Origin of the sequence: Pseudomonas sp. RC4D1, from assembly GCF_018390395.1 — a bacterium.
Taxonomy (GTDB): Bacteria; Pseudomonadota; Gammaproteobacteria; order Pseudomonadales; family Pseudomonadaceae; genus Aquipseudomonas; species Aquipseudomonas danubii.
The window spans coordinates 1,154,722-1,180,538 of sequence record NZ_JAHBAW010000001.1; the positions used below are offsets into that span (position 1 = coordinate 1,154,722).

At 62.2% G+C, this 25,817-nt stretch carries 17 protein-coding genes, 1 tRNA gene and 2 pseudogenes; 14 read left to right on the forward strand and 6 right to left on the reverse strand.

The window, feature by feature from the left end; translation table 11 throughout:
* The first annotated feature begins 97 nt into the window (after nt 1-97).
* From pnp to KHO49_RS05265, 4 genes are all read left to right on the forward strand, one after another.
* A complete protein-coding gene (pnp, locus tag KHO49_RS05250) occupies nt 98-2,203 on the forward strand; it encodes a polyribonucleotide nucleotidyltransferase (RefSeq protein ID WP_041115943.1) in 2,106 nt (701 codons plus the stop codon).
* A 117-nt stretch (nt 2,204-2,320) separates the two neighbouring features.
* Nucleotides 2,321-2,396 (forward strand) — tRNA-Thr (locus tag KHO49_RS05255).
* Nucleotides 2,397-2,879: 483 nt separating this feature from the next.
* Entirely contained in the window at nt 2,880-3,401 is a 522-nt protein-coding gene (locus tag KHO49_RS05260; RefSeq protein ID WP_102878333.1) for a hypothetical protein, read from the forward strand.
* Nucleotides 3,402-3,670: 269 nt separating this feature from the next.
* Entirely contained in the window at nt 3,671-3,967 is a 297-nt protein-coding gene (locus tag KHO49_RS05265; protein WP_047283892.1) for a DUF6388 family protein, read from the forward strand.
* A 40-nt stretch (nt 3,968-4,007) separates the two neighbouring features.
* Here KHO49_RS05265 and nadC read toward each other — a convergent pair whose 3' ends face one another.
* A complete protein-coding gene (gene nadC / locus KHO49_RS05270; protein WP_102861091.1) occupies nt 4,008-4,856 on the reverse strand; it encodes a carboxylating nicotinate-nucleotide diphosphorylase in 849 nt (282 codons plus the stop codon).
* Nucleotides 4,857-5,219: 363 nt separating this feature from the next.
* Between nadC and KHO49_RS05275 the strand changes: the two genes are divergently transcribed.
* The 5 genes and pseudogenes from KHO49_RS05275 to KHO49_RS31485 form a co-directional block, all read left to right on the forward strand.
* Nucleotides 5,220-7,448 (forward strand): DUF1631 domain-containing protein, encoded by a 2,229-nt coding sequence (locus KHO49_RS05275; protein ID WP_213664722.1) that lies wholly within the window; start codon nt 5,220-5,222, stop codon nt 7,446-7,448.
* A gap of 63 nt (nt 7,449-7,511) precedes the next feature.
* A complete protein-coding gene (gene ampD, locus KHO49_RS05280; protein WP_102861093.1) occupies nt 7,512-8,072 on the forward strand; it encodes a 1,6-anhydro-N-acetylmuramyl-L-alanine amidase AmpD in 561 nt (186 codons plus the stop codon).
* On the forward strand, nt 8,069-8,905 hold the full coding sequence (gene ampE / locus KHO49_RS05285) for a regulatory signaling modulator protein AmpE (protein WP_213664723.1): 837 nt from the start codon (nt 8,069-8,071) through the stop codon (nt 8,903-8,905). Before ampD ends, ampE begins: the two co-directional genes overlap by 4 nt.
* Before the next feature lie 1,183 nt (nt 8,906-10,088).
* Nucleotides 10,089-10,292, forward strand: a pseudogene (locus KHO49_RS31480) (HAMP domain-containing protein); the annotation flags it as partial.
* 342 nt (nt 10,293-10,634) lie between these two features.
* Nucleotides 10,635-11,150, forward strand: a pseudogene (locus KHO49_RS31485) (methyl-accepting chemotaxis protein); the annotation flags it as partial.
* An 18-nt stretch (nt 11,151-11,168) separates the two neighbouring features.
* On the opposite strand, the gene KHO49_RS05295 reads toward KHO49_RS31485, so the two are convergent.
* Both KHO49_RS05295 and cra read right to left on the reverse strand, forming a co-directional pair.
* Nucleotides 11,169-11,960 (reverse strand): TatD family hydrolase, encoded by a 792-nt coding sequence (locus KHO49_RS05295; protein ID WP_213664724.1) that lies wholly within the window; start codon nt 11,958-11,960, stop codon nt 11,169-11,171.
* Nucleotides 11,961-11,963: 3 nt separating this feature from the next.
* Nucleotides 11,964-12,959: a catabolite repressor/activator gene (cra, locus tag KHO49_RS05300; protein WP_213664725.1), complete on the reverse strand. Its 996-nt coding sequence runs from the start codon at nt 12,957-12,959 to the stop codon at nt 11,964-11,966.
* Nucleotides 12,960-13,261: 302 nt separating this feature from the next.
* On the opposite strand from cra, the gene ptsP reads away from it, so the two are divergent.
* From ptsP to KHO49_RS05320, 4 genes are all read left to right on the forward strand, one after another.
* The gene (gene ptsP, locus KHO49_RS05305) at nt 13,262-16,123 is read left to right on the forward strand and encodes a phosphoenolpyruvate--protein phosphotransferase (RefSeq protein ID WP_213664726.1); all 2,862 of its coding nucleotides are present in this window, start codon (nt 13,262-13,264) and stop codon (nt 16,121-16,123) included.
* On the forward strand, nt 16,123-17,064 hold the full coding sequence (pfkB, locus tag KHO49_RS05310; RefSeq protein ID WP_170001164.1) for a 1-phosphofructokinase: 942 nt from the start codon (nt 16,123-16,125) through the stop codon (nt 17,062-17,064). The genes ptsP and pfkB overlap by 1 nt, the downstream gene beginning before the upstream one ends.
* An 11-nt stretch (nt 17,065-17,075) precedes the next feature.
* On the forward strand, nt 17,076-18,821 hold the full coding sequence (locus KHO49_RS05315; protein ID WP_213664727.1) for a PTS fructose-like transporter subunit IIB: 1,746 nt from the start codon (nt 17,076-17,078) through the stop codon (nt 18,819-18,821).
* Between the two features lie 483 nt (nt 18,822-19,304).
* Nucleotides 19,305-19,682, forward strand: coding sequence for a DUF6124 family protein (locus tag KHO49_RS05320; RefSeq protein WP_170001162.1), 378 nt, complete (start codon nt 19,305-19,307; stop codon nt 19,680-19,682).
* A 67-nt stretch (nt 19,683-19,749) separates the two neighbouring features.
* Here KHO49_RS05320 and KHO49_RS05325 read toward each other — a convergent pair whose 3' ends face one another.
* Both KHO49_RS05325 and KHO49_RS05330 read right to left on the reverse strand, forming a co-directional pair.
* Nucleotides 19,750-20,382, reverse strand: coding sequence for a LysE family transporter (locus KHO49_RS05325; protein ID WP_110653069.1), 633 nt, complete (start codon nt 20,380-20,382; stop codon nt 19,750-19,752).
* A 55-nt stretch (nt 20,383-20,437) separates the two neighbouring features.
* Nucleotides 20,438-21,217: an SDR family NAD(P)-dependent oxidoreductase gene (locus tag KHO49_RS05330; protein WP_110653068.1), complete on the reverse strand. Its 780-nt coding sequence runs from the start codon at nt 21,215-21,217 to the stop codon at nt 20,438-20,440.
* Nucleotides 21,218-21,447: 230 nt separating this feature from the next.
* On the opposite strand from KHO49_RS05330, the gene KHO49_RS05335 reads away from it, so the two are divergent.
* On the forward strand, nt 21,448-22,989 hold the full coding sequence (locus KHO49_RS05335; protein ID WP_213664728.1) for an alkaline phosphatase D family protein: 1,542 nt from the start codon (nt 21,448-21,450) through the stop codon (nt 22,987-22,989).
* Nucleotides 22,990-23,180: 191 nt separating this feature from the next.
* Here the strand turns inward: KHO49_RS05335 and KHO49_RS05340 are convergent, their stop codons facing one another.
* Nucleotides 23,181-25,712 (reverse strand): PepSY domain-containing protein, encoded by a 2,532-nt coding sequence (locus tag KHO49_RS05340; RefSeq protein ID WP_213664729.1) that lies wholly within the window; start codon nt 25,710-25,712, stop codon nt 23,181-23,183.
* Between the last annotated feature and the right edge of the window lie 105 nt (nt 25,713-25,817).

Here is a 25,817-nt window from a genome sequence, read left to right on the forward strand (position 1 = left end):
TTTACCTGGACAATAAAGGCTGGGCCGATTCCCCGCATTGCCCAAGAATTTCGCAAGAATCAAGTTTCCCCAAGAGCCACAAAGAAGGTAGGACACCGTGAACCCGGTAATCAAAAAATTCCAGTTCGGTCAGTCGACCGTAACCCTCGAGACTGGCCGTATCGCCCGTCAAGCTTCCGGCGCAGTATTGGTCACCGTTGACGACGACGTCAGCGTATTGGTGACCGTGGTTGGCGCCAAGCAAGCCGACCCAGGCAAGGGCTTCTTCCCTCTGTCTGTTCACTACCAGGAAAAGACTTACGCTGCCGGTAAGATCCCTGGCGGTTTCTTCAAGCGTGAAGGCCGTCCTTCCGAGAAAGAAACCCTGACCTCGCGTCTGATCGACCGTCCGATCCGCCCTCTGTTCCCAGAAGGCTTCATGAACGAAGTGCAGGTTGTCTGCACCGTGGTTTCCACCAGCAAGAAGACCGATCCGGACATCGCTGCGATGATCGGTACCTCGGCTGCCCTGGCGATTTCCGGCATTCCTTTCGACGGCCCGATCGGCGCCGCTCGCGTGGCTTTCCATGAAAGCACTGGCTACCTGCTGAACCCAACCTACGAACAACTGGCTGCTTCGAGCCTGGACATGGTTGTGGCCGGTACCGAAGAAGCCGTGCTGATGGTTGAGTCGGAAGCCAAAGAGCTGACCGAAGACCAGATGCTGGGCGCTGTACTGTTCGCCCACGACGAATTCCAGTCGGTGATCAAGGCTGTCAAAGAGCTGGCCGCCGAAGCTGCCAAGCCTACTTGGGACTGGGCTGCTGCCCCAGAAGCCACCGAACTGCTGGGCGCTATCCGTGCCGAGTTCGGCGAAGCCATCTCCCAGGCTTACACCATCACCGTCAAGGCCGACCGTTATGCGCGCCTGGGCGAGCTGAAAGACCAAGTGGTCGCCAAGCTCTCCGGTGAAGAAGGCCAGCCTTCGGCTGCCGACGTCAAAGCCGCTTTCGGCGAGATCGAATACCGCACCGTTCGCGAAAACATCGTTAACGGCAAGCCACGTATCGACGGCCGCGACACTCGCACTGTACGTCCGCTGAACATCGAAGTCGGCGTCCTGCCGAAGACTCACGGTTCGGCCCTGTTCACCCGTGGCGAAACCCAGGCCCTGGTGGTTGCGACCCTGGGTACTGCCCGTGACGCACAGCTGCTGGACACCCTGGAAGGCGAGAAAAAAGACCCCTTCATGCTGCACTACAACTTCCCTCCGTTCTCGGTGGGCGAGTGTGGTCGCATGGGCGGCGCTGGTCGTCGTGAAATCGGTCACGGCCGTCTGGCCCGTCGTTCGGTCCAGGCCATGCTGCCAGCCGCTGACGTGTTCCCCTACACCATCCGCGTAGTATCGGAAATCACCGAATCCAACGGTTCCAGCTCCATGGCTTCCGTGTGCGGTGCTTCCCTGGCGCTGATGGACGCTGGTGTACCGATGAAGGCGCCGGTTGCCGGTATCGCCATGGGCCTGGTTAAAGAAGGCGAGAAGTTCGCCGTCCTGACCGACATCCTGGGTGACGAAGACCACCTGGGCGACATGGACTTCAAGGTAGCCGGTACCGCCAAAGGCGTCACCGCGCTGCAGATGGACATCAAGATCAAGGGCATCACCGAAGAAATCATGGAGATCGCCCTGGGCCAAGCCCTGGAAGCTCGCCTGAACATCCTCGGTCAGATGAACCAGATCATCGGTCAGTCCCGTACCGAGCTGTCGGCCAACGCACCGACCATGATCGCGATGAAGATCGACACCGACAAGATCCGTGACGTCATCGGTAAAGGTGGCGCCACCATCCGTGCGATCTGCGAAGAAACCAAGGCTTCGATCGACATCGAAGACGACGGTTCGATCAAGATCTTCGGCGAAACCAAGGAAGCTGCAGAGGCCGCGCGTCAGCGCGTTCTGGGCATCACCGCGGAAGCCGAGATCGGCAAGATCTACGTCGGCAAGGTCGAGCGCATCGTCGACTTCGGCGCCTTCGTCAACATCCTGCCGGGCAAGGACGGTCTGGTGCACATCTCCATGCTGAGCGACGCTCGCGTTGAGAAAGTCACCGACATCCTGAAAGAAGGTCAGGAAGTGGAAGTGCTGGTACTGGACGTGGACAACCGCGGTCGTATCAAGCTGTCCATCAAAGACGTGGCAGCAGCCAAAGCTTCGGGCGTTTAATCGTCCCCTAGCCATACGCTGAACAAGCAAACGCCCCGACTGGTTCGGGGCGTTTTGCTATGTGCGCAAAGGCTCCTGGTTGCCGGCCTCGGGCGCCGGTGCTAGGTTTTAATCCACGCCGGTGTAGCTCAGTCGGTAGAGCAGCGCACTCGTAACGCGAAGGTCGCAGGTTCGATTCCTGTCTCCGGCACCAGATATCGAGTTTGGGGCGGTTTGCCAGTGTTTGGCCCCGCCAGCAAAGTCCCTCTAGCGCTGAATGAGCGCCCTCGAAAGATACCTCCCCAAGAAAGGTCGGCAGCCAGCTTCAACTGGTGTTGAGTTCGTCGGTTGTATTCATGACTCATTATTGATAATTGCCAGAGTTTGTTCTGAAAGTTTCAGGAGCTGCTGTTCTATTGAGCCGGGTGCTGCTGGGGTTGATTGTTGAATGGTGTGTTTTTAAGGGTTCTTATGGCAGGCAAATAGTAAGCCGAACTAAGACTTCATTTTTCTATATTCGCTAGTGCGTATCGTGCTTCTAAGAGTTTGGCCGATGCTATTTAAAGTCGATGCTTTCGTAATGAGAAGGGAGTCGTACTGGGTTGCTTGTGCAAGTACTTGATGCTGCTCATGAATCAAGTGGTGCCAGCGAACGGCCTTGCCCATAATGACGGCCTGAAATCAAGGAGTGTTCAGCGTGAAGAAGTGGAAGTTGGCGTTAATCAGCGCAGTATCGCTGTCCCTCGCAGCCTGTGAGAAGGCCCCCACGTATGAGTTTGAGGGGCAGTATTTTGCAATGGAGGGCGAAGAGTGCACGACTCCAGCGAATGTGAAAGATGCTGAACAATATTATCTGGAGATCACCAAAGAAGTGCGGGGCAGAAGCGTGTTGTTCTCGGCTCATTTTCCAGCAGCTGCGAAGGCTGGACTGCCTGTTGTCAGTGCGCAAAGCGTCTCGCCCAATGATGATAACCAGCTGACTTTCAATTTTTATGAACCTAAGTCAGCCGGGACCCCTCCTGAGGCTACAAAGTTCAATATCGTGCTCTCCGTTATTCCTAATCAAAGCAAGGACGGGCACTTGTGGGTGACCAGGGCTGAAATGAATATTGCCCGCGATGGGACAGTTCAGCAGTACGACATCCTGGAAAATCTCAGAAGATTTTTCGAACTGGGCAAGGCAGGCGTTTGCTTGAGAAAAGGAACAGCGGCCGGCTGATCAACCTGGTTTCCTGAGGTTTCTGGCGAGTCTGTGTCTGGTGACGGCCCGGAAATCCGCCGATTTCTCGCTCATCGGTGCATCAGGTCATATAAATCGTCGCTCAAAGGTCCTATATTCGGTTGCTGTCTGAGTACCAGCATGCTGTTTTCAGATGATCCCGAATGGTTCTGAAGGCCAGATAAATCGACGGTTGTAACGGTTTTTTGCGGCAGAGAGATCCCAACGATCCAGATCCATCTTCCATTCCCATGATCAGAGAGAACGAGATGATTCCTAAAGAGGCAAGAATCGACGTAGCGCTTGAACGGTACCTGGCTGCCACGCCTTCCTTGCAAGAGGAAATCAGCGCCCTGAGCCCCGAAGAACAGAAGCAGCAAGCGCAATGGGCGTTTGAGGACGAGGCAGAGTCTCGCGGCATCGAGCCGTGGGAACTGGTGCTCGATCTGGTGGCCGAGACACCGGAGGAACTGAAGGCTATGCGCCTGGAGGTGCATCAGGAGGTTGCTGAAGCGCTGGGCATGGACCTTGAGGATTATCTGCAGCTCAACGAGATCGACAGTTGAGCCCGACGCCAGCCTTAATCAGGCTGGCGTTTTTCATGGATCAGATGCTCAGCCGCATGGACAGGTCCAGGGCTTTCACATCCTTGGTCATGGCACCGATGGAAATGTAGTCCACCCCGGTTTCGGCAATCGGGCGCAAGGTGCTTTCGTTGATTCCCCCGCTGGCTTCCAGCTTGGCCTTGCCGGCATTCAGACGCACAGCTTCGCGCATATCGTCCAGGCTCAGTTCATCGAGCATGATGATGTCGGCACCGGCTGCCAGGGCTTCCTTCAACTCCCCAAGACTTTCCACTTCCACTTCCACCGGCTTGCCCGGGGCGATCTTGTGGGCGGCGCTGATGGCCTGGGCGATGCCGCCACAGGCGGCGATGTGGTTCTCCTTGATCAGGAAGGCGTCATACAGACCGATACGGTGGTTGTGGCAGCCGCCGCAGGTAACCGCGTACTTCTGTGCCAGGCGCAGGCCGGGAAGGGTCTTGCGGGTATCCAGCAGCTTGACCTGGGTATCGGTGACAAAGTCGGCCAGATAACGGGCGCGGGTGGCCACGCCGGACAGCAGTTGCAGGAAGTTCAGAGCGCTGCGTTCGCCGGTGAGCAGTGAGCGGGCCGGGCCTTCCAGGTGGAACAGCGCCTGGTTGGGTACCACCCGCTCGCCGTCAGCCACTTGCCAGTGCACGGCAACCCGCGGGTCCAGTTGGCGGAACACCGCATCCACCCAGGCTGTACCAGCGACGACCGCCGCTTCGCGAGTGATGATGGTGGCTTTGGCCAGGCGTTCGGCCGGGATCAGTTGCGCGGTGATGTCGCCGCTGCCGATGTCCTCCAGCAACGCGCGGCGCACGTTGGCTTCGATTTCGGCGGTCAGGTCGGCGAGGCGTAGATTCGGCATAACGGGCTCCACAAACTAAGTGCGCCGATTATAGGGGCATGGGATCGGCGAACCCAAGGTGGCAAATCTCGGCGAGTCTTTGACGAACCTGTCTTTCGTCGATTTGTCTGATGAGTAGGAGTGATTTTTCTAGTTTGCCTGAGGGTTATTTCCGGATAGGTGGCAGAGTCCGCTGGCGCAAGAGGGGACTTTTACAAGATAATATGACTTGTAATTGACGTCATAGCTTTGACGTGTCTTTGGCTCCCCCTTAAATAAAGTGCAGTGGAATGCATTTGCCTCCGCTGAGAGCCGACTGTGAGCGCCGTCGGCTTGACTGAACCTTGATTTCGAACCGAAGAAACACCTTTCCAGGAGGCTTGGATGCACAACGACGGGAATGTAGTGCCTTTGCACAAGGCGGCTACAGATCAGGCGACCGCTTCGCCGCTTGCCCGCCTGCCGGTGATTCTGCTTCAGGTTCGAGACAAGGCCGCCCAGCAGCTGCGTCACGGTTTACAGGAACTGTTCGATAACGCCGACGACACGCTGTTCGAAATGGCCGATCGGGCGCAGAACAATGTCGAGCAGAACACCCTGTTTGAGGCCATGCGCGACCTGCGCTTGAAGCGCAAAAGCATCGAACGCGGTTTTCTGGAAAAGTTTTTCGAAGCCTTCGCTGGCCTGGTGCAGTACGACCCGGCCCTGGTCATTCCCCATTCGGTGGCTTACGACCCTTCTCTTGACCCTTCCCGGGATGATCTGGAAAAGACCGTGGCCGTGGATGCCATGGTGGCCAAGGTTCTCAACCGGGACGGCTTCGCCCTCGGGCAACTGACGGCGCGCCTGGGCGTGCTGCTGGGCCGGCGCTTGGCGGATGCGGAAAACCCTCTGGCTCCGGCGCTGCTCTGTGAGTACTTCCTCCAGGCCGGACGCAGTTTGGGGGTGGAGATCAAGGTCAAGTTGATCATCCTCAAGCTGTTCGAGCGGTACGTGCTCAGTGATGCCGAACTGCTCTATGGCGAAGCCAACCAACTGTTGATCGCCACTGGAATCCTGCCGGAGCTGATGCCGGCCCCGGCGCGCCGGGCCTCGGATCGAGCCCAGGCTGAAGCCCAGACCGCCACTGCCGATGGCGGTGCGCACAAACCGGGTCAGAGCCCGCTCGACGAGAGCGTGCAGGAAGTCTTCGCGGCCTTGCAGACACTGCTTTTGCATGTGCGTGGCAGCGTTGCCCCGACCCTTGAGGCCAGCGCCGAAACCCAACCGATTTCGACCCGTGACCTCATGCGCCTGCTGTCCCATCTGCAGCAATACGTGCCGGCCCCCAGTGCCCAGGAAGATTTCGACCTGCGCAATCAGCTGGAACAACTGCTCACCCGGGTCAGCGTCAAGAGCGGCAAGTCCCGGGTCGTGGATGTTGCCGACGAGGATGTGATCAACCTGATCGCCATGCTCTTCGAGTGCATTCTTGACGATCGCAACCTGCCGGAGTCCCTCAAGGCGCTGATCGGCCGCCTGCAGATTCCCATGCTCAAGGTGGCGGTGCTGGACAAGAGTTTCTTCAGTCGCGGCAACCACCCGGCGCGGCGCCTGCTCAATGAAATCGCTGCCGCAGCGATGGGCTGGGGTGGCTGCGATGACCATCAGCGCGACAGCCTGTATCTGCGAATCGAACAAGTGGTGCAACGCCTGCTGAGCGAATTCACCGACGACCCGGCGATCTTTTCCGAGCTGCTGGCCGATTTTCTCGCCTTTACCGCCGACGAACGACGTCGTGCCGAGTTGCTGGAGCAGCGCACCCGAGACGCCGAGGAGGGGCGGGCCAAGGCGGAGCTGGCGAGACGGCGGGTGGAACAGGCACTCAATGAAGCGCTGCTGGGCAAGGTGCTGCCGCACACAGTGGTGGATTTTGTTCGCGATGCCTGGAGCCAGGTGCTGTTGCTCTGTTGCCTGAAGCACGGTGATGACTCTGCCGAATGGCGCACTGCTGAGGGCGTCATGCGCGAGCTGATCTGGAGTGTGCAACGCCACGAGCAGCCGGACACCGCAATGCGCCTGCTGGCCCTGGTGCCGGGACTGCTCAAGGGCCTGCGAGACGGTTTGAGCAGCGCAGCTTTCGATCCTTTTGCCACTAGCGAATTCTTCAGCCAGCTGGAGCTTCTGCACCTGCAGGCATTCGAGCGTGAAGCCCAGGCACCGCAACAGCGAGTGGTGCCCCTGGGGGCCGAGCCTAGCGATCTGATCGTGGTGGCCCAGGAGATCGTCCTGCCCAGCGCCGAAGAAGGCCCCCTGGAGGCCGCTCCGCTGGCTCTGCCGGCCAATGACCCCGGTGTGTTGCAAGTGGAGCAACTGCGCTTGGGGGCCTGGGTCGAGTTTCAGGAGGACGAGGACAATACCTTGCGTTGCAAACTGGCGGCGATTGTTCCCCATCCCGTGGCCAAGTACGTATTCGTCAACCGCACCGGAATGAAAGTCCTGGAGCGCACGCGCATGGGCCTGGCCCTGGAGTTTCATCGCGGCGCGGTGCGGGCGCTGGACGATACCTTGCTGTTCGATCGGGCCCTGGAATCGGTGATCGGCAATCTGCAGCGACTCAATCACGGCAAGTGATCGCAACCCGAGGGGGTAACGCGGCATACTGGGCCACTCAAGGCTTTAGTTGAAGGAATCGGTATGCGGCTGGACCCTGCCACGGGTTGGTGTCACGGCGTACGGCACTGCCCGTCAGTCAATTTCAATGAACGCCCGGCAGGCGAGATCTCCCTGTTGGTGATTCATAACATCAGTCTGCCGCCGGGGCAGTTCGGCACCGGCAAGGTGCAGGAATTCTTCCAGAATCGCCTTGATGTCACAGAGCATCCCTATTTTGCCGGGATCGCCGACTTGCGCGTGTCTGCGCATTTTCTGATCGAACGTGACGGCGCGGTCACTCAGTTTGTCTCTTGTCTGGATCGGGCCTGGCATGCCGGGGTGTCGAGCTTCGAGGGGCGGGACACGTGCAACGATTTTTCCCTGGGCATTGAACTGGAGGGCACTGACGAATTGCCCTTCACCGACGCCCAGTACCGTTCCCTGAGTGCCCTGACCAAACAATTACAGGCGGCTTTCTGCGCCATCACGCCACAACGGATTTGTGGTCATAGCGACATCGCTCCCGGGCGCAAGACCGACCCGGGCCAGGCTTTTGACTGGGCACGTTATCGTGCCGCCTTGGAGAAGGGAGAAGGACAATGAGTTTTCTGGTGTTGCTGCTGGCGGTGTGGATCGAGAAATTCTCGGCCTTGCGCCAGCGGGTGCAGCGCGACGGTTGGTGGCTGAAGGAGTTGGCGCGGTTGGAGGCCAGCCCGCGTCTGGCGGGGCATCCATGGTGCCTGTTGCTGGTGCTGGTATTGCTGCCGGTGGCTTTGCTCGGTCTCTTGCTGCTGGTGCTGGAGCCGGTCACCTATGGACTGTTGGCCCTGCCGGTGCATCTGCTGGTGGTGATCTACGCTCTGGGCCGGGGCGATCTGCTCGGTGGCCTCGGGCCGTTTCGCGATGCCTGGCGCCGTGAAGACCTGCAAGCGGCGGTGCATGTGGCCAAGCGTGACCTGAACATTGACGCCGACAATGGCGAGCAACTGCTGGAACGGGTCCAGGGCTATCTGCTGTGGCAGGCCTTCCAGAGCTTCTTCGTGGTGATCTTCTGGTACTTCCTGCTGGGCCCGGTGGCGGCCTTGAGCTATCGCCTGCTGGCGCTGGCTGCCGAGCACGGCAAGAATCTCGCCCTGGTGGAGCGTGCGGCGCAGTTGCGCCATGCCTTCGACTGGTTGCCGGTGCGCCTGCTGGCGGCGAGCTTCGCCCTGGTGGGCAACTTCGTGGCCGTGAGCCGGGTGATGCTCCACGAGTTGCTCAACTGGCACATCAGCGCCGCGCAACTGGTAGAGAAGGTCGGCCTGGTGGCCGCCGAGATTCCTCCCCCTTTGGCCGGGCCCGAAGGCATCAATAGCCTGGACCGCATCTGGGAGCTGCAGCTGCGGGCGGCCGTGCTCTGGTACGCCGGTTTTGCCCTGTGGACCGTTCTCGCCTGAATCTGTGCCCCTGGCGCAGCGAGCCAGTCTGGCTCGCTGCGCCAGCCCGGGCCACGGGCTCGATCCACCGCCCCGATCCACCGCCCATGCGCGGTTAACTTTAAGTTACAAAACCTCCCCCGAAATTGAGCTATACAGACGGAGCGCCGAATAGTGGCTTTCTGCTGCCTTCGCCTGCCGGCCCATAACAATAAAAGAAAAGGGAGACTTCCTTGTGAAGAGCTTGCTCTATCCCGCTGTCGCGCTGATGAACCGCCTGAGCTTCGGCATGAAGTTCAGCCTGATCAGCGTGCTGTTCTTTGTGCCCATGCTGGTGACCAACTTCTATCTGGTACGCGACTCCTACCGGGAGTTCCAGGGCACCCGGGTCGAACTGCAAAGTCTCGACCTGTTGGGCAGCAGCCTGGCCCTGCGCCGGGACCTGGAGACCCTCAACAACCTGGTGCAGATCAACGCCAGCCTTGGTCAGTCCGGCAAGGCAGGGGATCTGGAGGGCAAGATAGTCGCCCTGGAAAAGTCCGTGCTCGAGCGCATGCAGGCTCTTGAGGCCGTCACCGTCGATCCCCAGCAGGTCGAGGTGTTCAACGCCAAGCGCGACGAGCTGGTGGCGGCCTTCAAGGCCCAGCAGGTGGAAAGCTCGCTGCTGAACAAGAGCGGGCTGATCGGCAAGCTGCTGGGCAGCGCGCAACTGTTCAGCCAGATCATCGCCAGCCAGTCGGGCCTGAGCCGCGATGCTCAGGGCGATATCCGCCAGCTCAGCGAGCTGATCACCAGCGTCACCCCGCAAGTCACCCAGACCCTGGGAGAAGGTCGGGCCATGGGCGCCTATTCCCTGGGCCAGGGTTTTCTCAACTCTTCATCCAGCACCCGCTTCGACGAGCTGCTGGTGCAGATCGAAAAGCTTCAGGCCGAGTACGGACTCAAGCTGCAGGATGCCCTGGGCTCCAGCCGCGCCGCCCACGACGCCCTGGACAGCCTGGCCAGTGCCAGCAAAGGCAGCCTCAAGCAGGCCAGCGAACTGTTCGAAGAGCAGGTGGTGATGGCCGATACCCTGGACGCGCCCTGGCAGGGGTTCTACGACCAGGTCAGCAGCCTGATGGCGCAGACCTATCAACTCAACGAAGGCACCTTGAAGTTCCTTGATGTCGAGCTGCAAAAACGCCTGGAGCAGAACCGCAGCCACATGGTGCTGCTGGTGGCGGCCCTGGCCCTGGTGTTTCTCTCCATCGTTTATCTGTACGGCGGCTTCTATGCCTCCACCCGCACCACCCTGCGCCAATTGGGAGCGATGATGGACAAGGTGGCGGCGGGGGACATGACCGTCACCTTCACCGCCCACAGCCGTGATGAGCTGGGCGAACTGGGCAGTGTGTTCAACGGCACGGTGCGCAAGATCCACGACCTGATCGAACGGGTCGGCCATACCGTCAGCGAGGTGGAGCGCCAGGCCGGACAGGTGGAAAGCGTCTCGGCCCAGAGCAACCAGGCCGTGGCCGGCCAGCGCAGCCAGATCGAACAAGTGGCCACGGCCATGAACCAGATGTCCGCCACCTCCCAGGAAGTGGCCCGTAGCGCGGCGGCTGCGGTCAGCAGTGCCCACAGCGTCAACGACGAAACCATCAGCGGCCGTGGGCTGGTGGAGTCCCAGCAAGACAGCATTGCTCGCCTGGCCAGCGAGATCGATCAGTCGGTGCGGGTGATCAACCAGTTGGCCAGCGACAGCCAGTCCATCAGCCGGGTGCTGGAAGTGATCAAGAGCATTGCCGAACAGACCAACCTGCTGGCCCTGAATGCCGCCATCGAGGCCGCCCGCGCCGGCGAGCAAGGCAGGGGCTTTGCCGTGGTGGCCGATGAAGTGCGGACCCTGGCCAAGCGCACTCAGCAATCCACCGAAGAAATCGAGGAAATGATCGGCAAGCTCCACGGCGGCGTCGGCGCGGCGGTCAAGGCCATGGGCAGCAGTCACGCCATGGCCAATGGCACGGTCGACCAGTCGGAAAAGGTTCAGCAGGCCCTGGAAAACATCCTGGGTGCGGTCGGCATGATCGTCGACCAGAACCAGCAAATCGCCGCTGCCGTAGAGCAGCAGACGGCAGTGGCCCACGACATTGACCAGAACATTGTCGAGATCAATCGCGCCGGTGAACGCACTGCCGAAGGCGCGCACCAGACCGAGGATGCCAGCCGCCAGCTGTCGGCCCAGGTGGTGCAGTTGAAACAGCTGATTGGGGCTTTCCGCGTCTGACCGGGGAGGAGGCGATCGTTACGGCGTGCCTGAGGGCCAGCCGAACAGCTCGCAGGCATTACGGGTGCTGGCCCTGGCCAGTTGCTCGGGAGCGATGCCGATGATGTCTGCCAGGGCGCTGCAGATCGCCGGTAGATGCTGCGGGCTGTTGCGCTGGCTGGGAAACATGGCGGGCGCCATGTCCGGCGAGTCGGTCTCCAGCACCACAGAGTCCAGGGGCAGGTCGGCAAGGACCTTGCGCAGGCGCAATGCCTGAGGCCAGGTAGCGGCGCCGCCCAGGCCCAGCTTGAACCCCAGCTTGATGTATTCCCGGGCTTCCTCGCGGCTGCCGGCAAAGGCGTGGATGATGCCGCCGCGCTTGAGCTTGAAACGCTTCAAGGTGGCGATCACCGCCGCGTGACTGCGCCGCACGTGCAGCAGGGCGGGCAAATGAAAGTCCGCCGCCAGCTGCAACTGGGCCTCGAACAGCGATTGCTGGCGCTCGCGGTCCAATTGCGCAAGAAAGTAATCCAGGCCGATCTCGCCCACCGCGCACAGCTGGGGATGCCCTGCCAATCGCGTCAGCCAGTCCCCCAGTTGCTGGAGGTCGGCGGGTTGATGAGCGTCCAGATAGACCGGGTGCAGGCCAAAGGCCGCGTACAACCTGGCATCGCTCTGCACCAGGTCCCAGACCCGCTGCCAATTGGCCTGATAGACCCCCAGCACCACCATTCGCGAGACGCCCCGGGCGCGGCTGTCGGCCAGCAGCGCCTCACGGTCGTCGTCGAAATCCGGAAAATCCAGATGGGTGTGGGTGTCGATCAGTTCCACGGTTCAAGCCTGCCGGATGCGCTGTTTGAAGGTCCGGGCGATGGCCTGGACGCCGGGCTGGTATTGCCCTTCTTCGATGGCGGCCAGGGCCAGTTGCAGGGCTTTCTCGGCGATCAGCTTGTGCTGCTGGGCCATGGCGTTGACCGGCAGCGGCAAGAAGTCCAGCAACTGGGTATCACCGAAGGTGCCCAGGCGCAGTGGCCGGGATTTGAGCGGGAAGTCGTGCAAAGCGTCGAACACCCCCTGCAGCAGCACATAGGAGGTGGTCACCAGGGCATCCGGCAGGTGCCCCAGGCGCTGTAGCAACTCTTCCATCAACTGCCGGCCGCAATCACGACTGAAGGCTTCGCCGTGCTCGATCAGCACCTCACCGCCGAAGCCTTGCAGGGCCTGGCGGAAACCAGCGGCGCGCTCCTGGCTGATGCTCAGTTCCGGGCGCGCGCCGATCAGCACGATCTGCTTGGGCTCGGGCTCAAGCAGGCTCTGGGTCAGTTGCAGGCTGGCGTGCAGGTCGTCGCTGATCACCGAGCAGAACAGCTCGGACGGCATCACCCGGTCGATGGCGATGATCGGCAGGCCCTGGGCCTGCAATTGCTCATAGCTGTCGTCTTCCGGCGGCAGGCAGCTGGCGACGAACAGCGCATCGCAACGCCGCGCGCGAAACAACTGGAGCAATTGCCGCTCGCTGTCCGGCGCATCGTCGGAGCTGGCGATCAGCAACTGATAACCCCGGGCCCGAGCACCTTGCTCCAGCAGCTTGGCGATGCGCGCGTAGCTGGGGTTTTCCAGGTCCGGAAGTATGAACCCCAGGGTCCGGGTGTGGCGGCTGCGCAAGCCAGCGGCCTGGGGATTGGGGGTGAAGCCGTGTTCCTCCACCACCGCGCGCACCCGTTCCACGGTGGCGTTGCTGATGCGTTGTTGTTCGGCCTTGCCGTTGATGACGTAACTGGCGGTGGTGACGGACACACCGGCCAGGCGAGCGATATCACTGAGTTTCAACCCGGGATTTCCTTGTTTTTGGTGCTTGCCCCGACATTTTCGCCAATCCTACCTGATCTGGGCAGGCGACCAACGTCGGAACCGGCCATCGAGCAGAAGGACTTCAAGGCGCCGAGATTATCGAGTAACTTAGCAAACTTGCTAGATTAAACGTTTCAGCAGGCGTATTTTCTAGGCTAGATCATAAACGGAAAACTGCCCCTGCCCGGTAACAAGTCCCGTTTGTGGCCCTAAACACGCCTACGCTGCTTACTTAAAACAATACCTAGCGCCGCCCCCTGCCGCGCTAAATAGGAGAAGCCATGCTCGAGCTCACTGTAGAGCAGATATCCATGGGCCAAACGGCTGTGGATAAGTCCGCGGCGCTGCATTTGCTGGCCGACAAACTGGTGGCTGACGGCCTGGTGGCCGAAGGTTATCTGGCCGGCCTCAAGGCCCGCGAAGCCCAGGGCTCGACCTTTCTCGGCCAAGGCATCGCCATCCCCCACGGCACCCCGGAAACCCGCGATCAGGTGTTTGCCACCGGCGTACGCCTGCTGCAGTTTCCCGACGGCGTGGACTGGGGCGACGGGCAGATCGTCTACCTGGCCATCGGCATCGCGGCCAAATCCGACGAGCATTTGCGCCTGCTGCAACTGCTGACCCGGGCCCTGGGGGAAACCGACCTGGGCCAGGCCCTGCGTCGTGCCAGTTCCCCGGAGGCCCTGCTCAAGCTGTTGCAGGGCGCGCCCCAGGAACTGGCGCTGGACGCGCAGATGATCGGCCTCGGGGTTGCGGCGGAAGACTTCGAAGAGCTGGTCTGGCGCGGCGCCCGCCTGCTGCGCCAGGCCGAGTGCGTGAGCAACGGCTTTGCCGCGGTGCTGCAACAGGTGGATGCACTGCCCCTGGGCGACGGCCTGTGGTGGTTGCACAGCGAGCAGACCGTGCTGCGCCCGGGGCTGGCGTTCGTCACCCCGGACAAACCCATTCGTTACCTGGGCCAGCCCCTGAGCGGCCTGTTCTGCCTGGCCAGCCTGGGAGAAGCTCATCAAGCCTTGCTGGAGCGTTTGTGCGCGCTGTTGATCGAAGGCCGGGGCCAGGAACTGGGCCGCGCCACCAGCCGTCGCGCGGTGCTGGAAGTGCTCGGCGGTGAGTTGCCGGCGGACTGGCCCAGCGCCCGCATCGCCCTGGCCAATGCCCACGGCCTGCATGCCCGCCCGGCCAAGGAATTGGCGCAGTTGGCGAAGAATTTCGAGGGCGAGATCCGCATCCGTATCGCCGATGGCGCGGCTTCGGCGGTCTCGGTGAAAAGCCTGAGCAAACTGCTGAGCCTCGGTGCTCGACGCGGCCAGGTGCTGGAGCTGATTGCTGAACCGAGCATTGCCGCTGATGCCTTGCCGGCCCTGCTGGCGGCCATCGAAGCCGGCCTCGGGGAAACCGTTGAGCCCCTGCCGGCGGCCAGCGCCCCCCGGGAAGAATCGCAGGAAGTCGTGGTGCCGCTCAGCGCCCCGGCCTCCGGCAGCCTGATCCAGGCCATCGCCGCCGCTCCCGGCATCGCCATCGGCCCGGCCCATATCCAGGTTCAGCAAGCCATCGACTACCCGCTGCGGGGTGAGTCCACCGCCATCGAGCGCCAGCGCCTGCAGCAGGCCCTGGCCGACGTGCGCCAGGACATCGATGGGCTGGTCCAGCGCAGCAAGTCCAAGGCCATTCGCGAGATCTTCATCACCCACCAGGAAATGCTCGACGACCCCGAGCTGACCGACGAGGTGGACACCCGCCTCAAGCAGGGCGAAAGCGCGGAAGCGGCTTGGATGACCGTGATTGAAACCGCCGCCAAACAACAGGAAGCCCTGCAGGACGCCTTGCTCGCCGAACGTGCCGCCGACCTGCGGGACATCGGCCGCCGGGTACTGGCCCAGCTGTGCGGCATCGAAACCCCGGCCGAGCCGGACCAGCCCTACATCCTGGTGATGGACGAAGTCGGACCCTCGGACGTCGCGCGCCTCGATCCGGCCCGGGTCGCCGGCATTCTCACCGCCCGCGGCGGCGCCACCGCCCACAGCGCCATCGTCGCCCGGGCCCTGGGCATTCCGGCCCTGGTGGGCGCGGGCGCCAGCGTGCTGCTGATCAAGTCCGGCACGCCCTTGCTGCTGGACGGCCAGCGCGGTCGCCTGCATGTCGACGCTGATAGCCACACCCTGCAGCGGGCCGCCGAGGAACGTGACACCCGCGAGCAACGCCTCAAGGCCGCCGCCGAGCAACGCCATCAACAGGCCCATACCACGGACGGTCATGCCGTCGAGGTGTTCGCCAATATCGGTGAAAGCGCCGGTGTCGCCGCCGCTGTGGAAAACGGCGCCGAAGGCATCGGCCTGCTGCGCACCGAACTGATCTTCATGGCCCATCCCCAGGCCCCGGACGAAGCCACCCAGGAAGCCGAATACCGCCGCGTACTCGACGGCCTTGCCGGGCGTCCGCTGGTGGTGCGCACCCTGGATGTGGGCGGTGACAAACCGCTGCCTTACTGGCCGATCGCCAAGGAAGAAAACCCCTTCCTCGGCGTGCGCGGCATCCGCCTGACCTTGCAGCGGCCGCTCATCATGGAAGCGCAATTGCGCGCCCTGCTGCGCTCGGCGGACAACCGCCCGCTGCGGATCATGTTCCCCATGGTCGGCAGCGTCGAAGAATGGCGCCAGGCCCGGGACATGACCGAGCGCCTGCGCCAGGAAATTCCCGTGGCCGACCTGCAACTGGGGATCATGATCGAAGTGCCGTCCGCCGCCCTGCTGGCGCCGGTGCTGGCCAAGGAAGTGGACTTCTTCAGCGTCGGCACCAACGACCTGACCCAATACACCCTGGCCATCGACCGTGGCCACCCGACGCTCTCTGCCCAGGCCGACGGCCTGCACCCGGCGGTGCTGCAACTGATCGACATCACCGTGCGTGCCGCCCATGCCCACGGCAAATGGGTCGGGGTCTGCGGCGAACTGGCGGCCGACCCGCTGGCGGTGCCGGTGCTGGTGGGCCTGGGGGTGGATGAACTGAGCGTCTCCGGGCGCAGCATCGCCGAGGTCAAGGCGCGGATTCGCGAACTTAGCCTGACCCAGGCGCAAACCCTTGCTCAACAGGCTTTGGCCGTCGGCAGCGCCCACGAAGTGCGTGCCCTAGTGGAGGCCATGTAATGGCGAAGATTCTCACCCTGACCCTCAATCCGGCGCTGGACCTCACCGTCCAGATGGCGCACTTGGAGGCGGGGCAGGTCAACCGCAGCGAGGCCATGCACACCCATGCCGCAGGCAAGGGCCTGAACGTGGCCCAGGTGCTGGCCGACCTCGGCCATCAGCTGACCGTCAGCGGCTTTCTCGGGGAAAACAATCCACAGGCGTTTGACGCGTTGTTCGCCCAGCGCGGGTTTGTCGATGCCTTTATCCGCGTGCCCGGCGACACCCGCAGCAACATCAAGCTGGCCGAAAGCGACGGGCGCATTACCGATATCAACGGCCTTGGGCCCGAGGTCAGCGAGGCGGCGCAACAGGCCTTGCTTGAGCGCCTGGAGCAGATCGCCCCCGGGCATGACGCGGTGGTGGTGGCCGGCAGCTTGCCGCGAGGCGTCAGCCCCGAATGGTTCCAGGCGCTGTTGCTGCGCCTGAAAAGCCTGGGCCTGAAGGTCGCCCTCGACACCAGCGGCGCCGCCTTGCGCGCCGGCCTGACGACGGGCCCCTGGTTGATCAAGCCCAACACTGAAGAACTGGCAGATGCCCTGGGCAGCCCGGTGCTTGGCGTGGCGGTGCAGGCCGAGGCGGCGCGTCTTCTGCAGGCCCAGGGCGTCGAGCACGTGGTGATTTCTCACGGCGCCGAAGGGGTGAACTGGTTTAGCGCCGGACTGTCCTTGCAGGCCCAGCCGCCCAAGGTCAGCGTGGTCAGCACCGTGGGCGCTGGCGACTCGCTGCTGGCGGGCATGCTCCACGGCCTGCTCAGCGCCCAGCCGTTCGAACAGACCCTGCGCACCGCCACGGCGATTGCCGCCATGGCCGTGACCCAGATCGGTTTCGGCATCAGCGACAGGGCCCAACTGGCCCGGCTGGAGCAGGGGGTGCGCGTGCATCCCCTCCTAGAACAATAAGAGGGTTGCGTATGAAGTTAGCCATTATTACCGCCTGCCCCAACGGCATGGTCACCAGCGTGCTCTGTGCCCGCCTGCTGGACGCTGCGGCCCAGCGCCAGGGCTGGAGTACCAGCGTTGAAGTGCACGATGACGCACACCCCGAGCGCCAACTGTCAGCGGCCACCCTTGAGGCCGCCGAGTGGGTGCTGGTCGTCAGCACCGGGCCTGTGGACCTGTCGCGTTTTGTCGGCAAGCGGGTCTACCGCAGCACTCCGTCCCAGGCTCTGCAGGACGTCGACGCGGTGCTGCGTCGCGGCGCCGAAGAGGCTCAGATCCATGTCGCCACCGAGGCCAGTGCCGAGCCGGTGGTCGAGGCGGGCAAACGCGCGCCGCGCCTGGTGGCGATCACCGCCTGCCCGACCGGTGTGGCTCACACCTTCATGGCCGCCGAGGCCTTGCAGCAGACCGCCAAGCGCCTGGGCTACGACCTGCAAGTGGAAACCCAGGGCTCGGTGGGCGCCCGTAACCCGCTGAGCGCCGAAGCCATCGCCGCCGCCGACGTGGTGCTGCTGGCGGCGGACATCGAAGTGGCCACCGAGCGTTTTGCCGGCAAGCGCATCTACCGCTGCGGCACCGGCGTGGCTTTGAAACAGTCCGAGGCGACTCTGAACAAGGCCCTGGCCGAGGGCCAGTTGGAGTCCACGGCTGCAGGCGCCCAGGCACCGGCCAAGCAGGAAAAGACTGGGGTCTACAAACACCTGCTGACTGGCGTGTCGTTCATGCTGCCGATGGTGGTAGCGGGCGGCTTGATGATTGCCCTGTCCTTCGTCTTCGGCATTACCGCCTTCAAAGAAGAGGGCACCCTGGCCGCGGCCTTGATGCAGATCGGCGGCGAGACCGCCTTCAAGTTGATGGTGCCGCTGCTGGCCGGTTACATCGCCTACTCCATCGCCGACCGGCCGGGTCTGGCGCCGGGGATGATCGGCGGCCTGCTCGCCAGCACCCTGGGCGCGGGTTTTATCGGCGGCATCGTCGCCGGGTTTCTGGCCGGTTATGCGGCCAAGGCGATCAGCCAATATGTGCGACTGCCGCAAAGCCTGGAGGCGTTGAAACCGATCCTGATCATCCCGCTGCTGGCCAGTCTGTTTACCGGGCTGGTGATGATCTACGTGGTGGGCAAACCGGTGGCGGGCATGCTCGCGGCGCTGACCCACTTCCTCGACAGTATGGGCACCACCAACGCCATTCTGCTTGGGGTACTGCTGGGCGCGATGATGTGCGTTGACCTGGGTGGGCCGATCAACAAGGCGGCCTATGCGTTTTCGGTGGGGCTGCTGGCGTCCCAGAGTTATGCACCGATGGCCGCGACCATGGCTGCGGGCATGGTGCCGCCGATTGGCTTAGGGATTGCCACCTTCATTGCCCGACGCAAATTTGCCCAGACCGAACGCGAAGCCGGCAAGGCGGCGCTGGTGTTGGGGTTGTGCTTTATCTCCGAAGGGGCGATTCCGTTTGCCGCCAAAGATCCACTGCGGGTGATTCCGGCGAGCATTGCGGGCGGCGCGCTGACCGGGGCTTTGTCGATGTACTTCGGCTGCAAGCTGATGGCGCCCCATGGGGGCCTGTTCGTCATGCTGATCCCGAACGCCATCAACCATGCGCTGCTGTATCTGCTGGCGATTGTCGCGGGCAGCCTGCTGACAGCGGTTGTCTATGCGCTAGTGAAACGACCAGAGACCGTCGAACTGGCCCTGGAACCGGCCAAGGCGGCCTGACCTCCACGGTACATCCGTTGCGGCGCAATCCCGCAACGGCACCCGTTGTAGCCGCTGCCGCAGGCTGCGAACGCTCTGGGCGGCACTCCGTCGTAGGAGACGCGGCGATCTCAAGGTCGCTGGAAATCATGCGTCCGAATCTTGGTCGATCTTAGCCTTTGGTGGTGTTAACGGTCGGCCAAGTCTCTTTCTTTTGTAAGGCGTTTCCGAGACACTCCTTGGCGCTTGCGGCTGGGTACTCGGCTCACTAGGCTCGGTTCGTCACTGAATGTTCAGTGATCGGGTTTAGCAGCCTGATTCCAAGACACGCAAGTATTGCCCCTGTCCCGGTTGGCTTTTGGCCTGCCGAGTTCTGTTATGGCGGCTGTGCGTGGGGCGCCCTTGGGTGCGCCGGATTCCTTGGACCGGTCTGCTAACCCGCGTACAGCTGCCACCTTACGTTTAGCAGCGTCAGGTGGTGGCTCCATCCCAAGGAGCTACACCATGAAAAAGATCGTCCCCGATCCGCCTGTTTTCCATCCTTCTTCCCGTCGTAATCCCGACCACGATCTGGCCAATGAAGTCATTCGCCATGCTCTGGCCAACACCCGCGTAAACGGCTCGTTGATTGCGGCTCTCCACCCCACCGCCGCGGGTCCTGCGGGCACCGACTCGCCCTTCACCGTCCGCCCCGGCATCAGCGCCGAGGAAGCTTTGCTCCACGTTTCCATGCTGCTCAAAGCCGCCGAAGAGGTGTCCGACGAGATCACCGAGCAGGCCAGCGGCGTCGAGCGTGGCTTGATCTGGTCCCTGGTGCATTCGGTGGAAATGGCCCGTGGCGTGGTGGATGCCTTGCTTGATGGCAATCGCTCGGTTCCGTAGTCGAGGTTTCCGCTCTTTTGGCAAGGGGCTTCGGCGCCCTTGCCATTACGTCCAGACGGGTTGTCGTTCAATCGGCGGTCTGGTTCTTCACCATGAGCAAGGCTGCACCCATGGCCATCAGTACCCCGCCAAAGAATCGGCTCTGAACGCTCAGGGCCGATGGGCTGCGCAGATACTGTTGCAGTCGGTTGGCGCTGTAGGCGTAGGTTGTCATCACCAGCGTATCCACCAGGGTCATGGTCATGGCCATGAGTGCAAGTTGAGGGACTAATGGAAGTGCCTGGTTTATGAACTGGGGCAGGATGGCCACCATGAAAATAATGCCCTTTGGATTGGAGACGTTAGTTGCAAATCCGGTGAGGAAGAGTCGAGTGGTCGGGACGCTGGAGTGTCCAGCTTGAGCCTGGCTTTGAGTCCCGGCGCTGCGCCATTGAGCGAGTCCGAGCCAGATCAAGTAGAGGGCGCCAATGACTTTGATCACTCCGAACCAGAATCCGGAGGCCAGTAACACAGAGCCCACTCCCACTCCTGCCAACAAGAGTATGAGCGCGCCACCGGCTTCCAGGCCGGCAATGGTGAAGAGGGTCCGGCGCCAGCCAAGAAGAGTGCCATGACTCATCGCCAGAACAGCGCCGCTGCCTGGAGAGATACAGATGAAGATGCAGGCTATTAAGTAAGTGATCCATGTTTCAGCTTCCACGTTAATCTCCAGTCTTTGGCTGTTATTAAGTTGGCCGGTATTACGATTGCTGGGGTCAGTCCATGTGACTGGGGCGTATGCCCAGTCCGGCAGAGGCATCAATGATGCAACCATGTAATACAGTGGATTCAGGTTCTAATAGTTTGGCGATCCAGTGAGCTATTTCTTCAGGCTGGATAAGACGCCCTTTCGGGAGTTTTTGGACAAAGTGTGCACGCTCTGACGGGCTCAGTTTATTCAGGGTACTGGCCTCAAACATTGATGTTTCGGTCGCTCCAGGGCAGAGGGTGAACACATCGATGCCAGAGTCCGTGTTCTCTGTGGCTATCTGTCTGGCCAGGTAGCTCAGGGCCGCCTTGCTCATTCCGTCGCTGTAGCGAAAGCCGGGAAACGCGGCGATGCCTCCTCCCACCGATGAAATAAAGATTATCTTTGCGTGGTTGTTTTTGATCAGGTTCGGCTTGAGCCGCCGATACAGGGATAGCGGCCCCAAGGCATTGATTTTCAACATGGCCTCATCTAACTGATCTTCAGAAGTATCAGGGCTATTGGCATAGTTGTTTACGCTGGCGGAACCCACACCCGCATTGAAAATAATGCCGTACCAATCTGATATTTCACTAAAGCCGCCAGTGTTGATGGAGTCAGGGTCCGCCATATTCAAATAGTGGGCGAACACCTTGTTGGGAAACTCACTGCATAGTTTCTCAGCGCTTTTTTTTGATCGGCAGTAGGTGAAGTGCATTTCGTAGCCCTTGCTTACCAACAGGCGAATGACTTTTTCGCCTATTCCTTTTCCGCCACCGGTTACCAAAATTCTTTTTTTATTATTCATGTTCGACTCGGTTGGTTGTATCGGAAAGGGCGAGCTTAGCGTGTCGGTTGTTTCGGGTAGGTGGGATCAAACTTGATGTAGAACTGATTTTTCAGATGCTGCTAATGATTGTTCTTGTTGTGGCGTAAGGCTTGGTTGCAGTTAAAAGGCGGCTCGTTCCAAGCCTCTTGTCACACCCCCTTCATCCCCGCTGACTAAGGTTGCCTTTTGACCATTGTCAGGGAGTCACCATGAGCGAGTTCAACCTCGGCCGTCGTCGGATCATGCAAATCGCCGGGGCGGGGCTGTTGCTGCCGAGCCTGGCGCCGGCGGTGATTGCGTCGGTCAAGGACCGGCCGCAGCTCACCGATGGGGTGCAGTCCGGGGATCTGCTGGGGGATAGGGCGATGATCTGGAGCCGCACGGATCGCCCGGCGCGGATGGTGGTGGAGTGGGACACGCGAAGCCTGTTCGGCAACCCTCGGCGGTTCATCTCGCCGCTGGCCGATGCGCGCACGGATTTTACCGCGCGGGTGGAATTGACGGGGTTGCCGGCCGATCAGGCGATCTTTTATCGGGTGAGGTTCGAGGATGCCCAGAGCGGTGTGGCCAGTGAGCCGTGGTTCGGCCATTTGCGCAGTGCGCCGACGCAACGCCGGGATATCCGTTTTGTCTGGAGCGGCGACACGGTGGGCCAGGGCTTCGGCATCAACCCGGACATCGGTGGCATGCGCATTTATGAGGCCATGCGCCTGCGTTTGCCGGACTTCTTTATCCACAGCGGCGACACCATTTACGCCGACGGCCCGGTGCCGGCGCAGTTGACCGTGGAGGACGGGCGCGTCTGGCGCAACATCACCACCGAGGCCAAGAGCAAGGTGGCCGAGACCCTCGACGAGTACCGGGGCAATTACCGCTACAACCTGATGGACGAGAACCTGCGTCGCTTCAACGCCGAGGTGCCGCAGATCTGGCAGTGGGACGACCACGAGGTGGTCAACAACTGGTCGCCCGGCAAGCAGTTGGACGAGCGCTATGCGGTCAAGGACATCCAGACCCTGGTGGGCCGCGCGCGTCAGGCGTGGCTGGAGTATGCGCCGATGCGTCGGCAGAGCGCCGATGGCGGCGGGCGGATTTACCGCAAGCTCAGCTATGGACCGCTGCTGGATGTGTTCGTGCTGGATATGCGCAGTTATCGCGGGGCCAACGATGACAACCTCGGTGGCGAGAAACCCTTCCTGGGCCGTGAGCAGCTGGATTGGTTGAAGCGTGAACTCAAGGATTCGCAGGCCCAGTGGAAAGTGGTGGCAGCGGATATGCCCATTGGCCTCGGCGTGCCCGATGGTGAAGTCAGCCCCGGTGTGGCGCGTTGGGAGGCCGTTGCCAACGGCGACCCGGGACCGGCCCAGGGGCGTGAGTTGGAGATTGCCGAACTGCTGGCGCATCTGCGCAAGCATCAGGTGCGCAACCATGTGTGGCTGACGGCGGACGTGCATTATTGCGCCGCTCACCATTACCACCCGGATCGCGCGGCGTTCCAGGACTTCGAGCCGTTCTGGGAGTTTGTTGCGGGCCCGCTGAATGCCGGGAGTTTCGGGCCCAATGTGCTGGATAAAACCTTCGGCCCGGAAGTGGTGTTCCAGAAGGCGCCGCCTGCGCAGAACACTTCGCCCTTTGCCGGCTTCCAGTTCTTTGGCGAAGTGCAGATCGACGGGCAGACTGCAGAGCTGAAGGTGATCCTGCGGGACCTGGATGGCGTGGCGGTGTACGAGCACAACCTGCAACCGGTGTAACCCTCCTCGCCAGCATCCCGTTCCGTAGGAGGAGTGGGCAGCAGGATCGATGTAGGAGCCGGCTTGCCGGCGAAGAGGGCCTTGAGCCTTGCGCTGTTCTGACGGGCGCCTTCGCTGGCAAGCCAGCTCCTACGCAGGAGGGGGCCGTAGGAGTGGTGTAGAGCCGGCTTGCCGGCGAAGCGCCTGACGCCTCAGTAAACGTCGCGGCGGTAGCGCCCCTGTTCGATCAGGCGTTCGACCTGGTCTGCGCCCAGTACCTCGTTGAGCACCTGATCCACCCCGGACGCCATGCCCTGCAAGCTGCCGCAGATGTAGATCGCGGCGCCGTCGGCCAGCCATTTTTTCAGCTCGTCGGCCGCTTGGCGCAGGCGATCCTGGACGTAGACCTTCTCGGCCTGGTCCCGGGAGAACGCCAGGTCCAGGCGGCTCAGGTCGCCCCGGGTGCGCCATTCCTGCAGTTCATCCTTGCAGTAGAAATCATGCTCGGCGTTGCGCTCGCCAAAGATCAGCCAGTTGCGTTGCTGGCCATCGGCGATCCGTGCCTTGAGCAAACTGCGCAGGCCCGCCAACCCGGTGCCGTTGCCCAGCAGAATCAGCGGGCAAGGTTCGGCCGGCAGGTGGAAGCCACTGTTGCGGCGCACCCGCAGGCTGATGCTGGAACCCACCGCGGCATGCTCGGTGAGCCAGCCGGAACCAATCCCCAGGCTGCCATCGGGGTGGCATTCCTGACGCACCAGAAGTTCCAGGCAGCCGTCGGCGGCAATCGAGGCGATGGAGTATTCGCGCATGCTCAGGGGCACCAGGGCGTCCACCAGGGCCTGGGCATGCAGCCCCACCAGATGGCTTCGGTTGTCTGGCAGCTGGCGGCTGCCCAGGGCCTGTTCCAGGCTTTCTTGCAGGCCATCCAGTTGCACCGGGGTGTTGCCGGAGAGGCCCAGGCCGGCGAGGAAATCCACCACCGCGCCGCGGCTGTTGCGCGGCATGACTTCCACCAGATCCCCGGCCAGCCAGCTACTGGTACTGGGGGCCAGCAACTGCAGCAGGTAGACCCCGGAACCGCTGCTTTCAGGGTTGAGCAGGGTACGGGTGTTCAAGGTCCAGTTGTCGAAGGCCGGGGCCTGCCACAGGTCCACGGGAGCCTGTCCGGTCAGTTGGCCCAGTTGCTGTTGCCAGTGGCGCAGGGCGTAGCTGTCGCCGCTGTCCACTTCGATGGGGGCGAACAGGGTGTTGCCGCCCTGGCTCGACAACCAGTCATGCAGGCGCCGGGCAAAGCCGCAGAAGTGCTGATACTGGCGGTCGCCGAGGCCGAGCACGGCGTATTGCAAGCCCGCAAGCGGCAGCTCGCGGCCCAGCAGTTTGCGTTCGAAGCCGCGGGCGCTGTCCGGGGCTTCACCGTCGCCGAAGGTGCTGACTATGAACAGCGCGCGTTGGGCGCTGCGCAGATCCTGCTCGCTGAGGCTGGCCAGCGACTGGACCTTGGCGCTGACCCCGGCAGCTTGCAATTGCCCGGCAGTCTGCCAGGCCAATTGTTCGGCAAAACCGCTCTGGCTGGCGAAGCCGATCAGCCATGCCGAGCCATCGTCGGCGCTGCTTTCCAGGCCTTGGCGTGCGTTCTTGATCTGGCGCTTTTTGCGCCGGCGATCCAGGTACAGCAGCCAGCCGGTGACGAAGAACAGCGGCATGCTCAATGAGGCCAGGGTCAGCACGATGCGTCCGATCAGGCCGAAGTAGCTGCCCACGTGCAGGGCGTAGACGCTGGTGAGCAACTGCGCCTTGAGGCTCTTGTCGGCGTAGCGCTCATGACGGCTGATGACCCCGGTGGCGGGGTCCAGAGTGAGCTGGTTCAGGGCGCGATCGTGGGGCGAGTCCTTGAGCAGGTAGAACACCGTCGCCGGCTGGCCGGCCACGGCGGGCATGCGGATGTTGTAGCCGCTGAGGTCCTTGCCGGCAGCGCTGTAGATGCTGCTCCACAGGGCGTTGTAGTCCGCCACGGGGGCGGGGCCCTTGGGCGGTGGGCCGCCGCGACCACCGCGCTGGCGTTCACTGTGTGGCGAGTCGGAGAGCAGTTTGGTCAGGCCCTCCCGGTACCAGTCGTAGGACCAGTACAGGCCGGTGAGGGCGAACAGCAGGTAGAACAGCAGGCACCAGGTGCCAAACACCGCGTGCAGGTCCCAGTTGAAGCCGCGGCCTTTCTTGGCCCAGTCCAGTGTCAGCCATACGCGCCAGTTGCCGACTTGGCGCGGCCAGCGCAGGTACAGCCCGGACAGGCAGAAGAAGATCAGGATCAGGGTGCAGGCGCCGGTGATCTGCCGGCCGGTGTCGCCGATGGCCAGGAAGCGGTGCAGTTGCAGCATCAAGCCGAAGAAGTCCTGGCCGACCGCGTCACCCAGGAACTCGCCGGTGTAGGGATCGAAGTAGCGCATCTGGCCACGGCGCTCCCCTGGCGGCGGGGTGAAGAACACCCGAGCGGCGTTGCCGCTGTCGGTTTCCACCCAGAGCATGGACACGGTCTTGCCTTCGGCGGCCTGGATTTTGTCCACCAGTTCGGCGGGTGGCAGCACCCCGGCGGGCAGCTTGTCGACTTGCAGCACCGATGGGTTGAGGGCGCGCAGGATCTCGTCCTGGAACGACACCGTCGCCCCGGTGATGCCCATCAGGGCCAGGATCAGCCCCGCGCTGATGCCGAAGAACCAGTGCAGCTGGAACAGGGTTTTCTTCAACACGTCACTCGCCTTGTTCGTCCAGAGAGAGAAAACACGGCGCGCAGTATGCCGTGGGTTGTCGAGAAGCATTCTTTTTTACACGCAAAAGCCCCAGGCATTGCAATG

Coding starts and splice junctions, on each gene's coding strand:
- KHO49_RS05315 (WP_213664727.1), top strand. CDS start 17,076: ATGAAGTTAGCCATTATTACCGCCTGCCCCAACGGCATGGTCACCAGC.
- KHO49_RS05335 (WP_213664728.1), top strand. CDS start 21,448: ATGAGCGAGTTCAACCTCGGCCGTCGTCGGATCATGCAAATCGCCGGG.
- KHO49_RS05330 (WP_110653068.1), bottom strand. CDS start 21,217: ATGAATAATAAAAAAAGAATTTTGGTAACCGGTGGCGGAAAAGGAATA.
- KHO49_RS05265 (WP_047283892.1), top strand. CDS start 3,671: ATGATTCCTAAAGAGGCAAGAATCGACGTAGCGCTTGAACGGTACCTG.
- pfkB (WP_170001164.1), top strand. CDS start 16,123: ATGGCGAAGATTCTCACCCTGACCCTCAATCCGGCGCTGGACCTCACC.
- KHO49_RS05275 (WP_213664722.1), top strand. CDS start 5,220: ATGCACAACGACGGGAATGTAGTGCCTTTGCACAAGGCGGCTACAGAT.
- ampD (WP_102861093.1), top strand. CDS start 7,512: ATGCGGCTGGACCCTGCCACGGGTTGGTGTCACGGCGTACGGCACTGC.
- nadC (WP_102861091.1), bottom strand. CDS start 4,856: ATGCCGAATCTACGCCTCGCCGACCTGACCGCCGAAATCGAAGCCAAC.
- KHO49_RS05320 (WP_170001162.1), top strand. CDS start 19,305: ATGAAAAAGATCGTCCCCGATCCGCCTGTTTTCCATCCTTCTTCCCGT.
- ampE (WP_213664723.1), top strand. CDS start 8,069: ATGAGTTTTCTGGTGTTGCTGCTGGCGGTGTGGATCGAGAAATTCTCG.
- ptsP (WP_213664726.1), top strand. CDS start 13,262: ATGCTCGAGCTCACTGTAGAGCAGATATCCATGGGCCAAACGGCTGTG.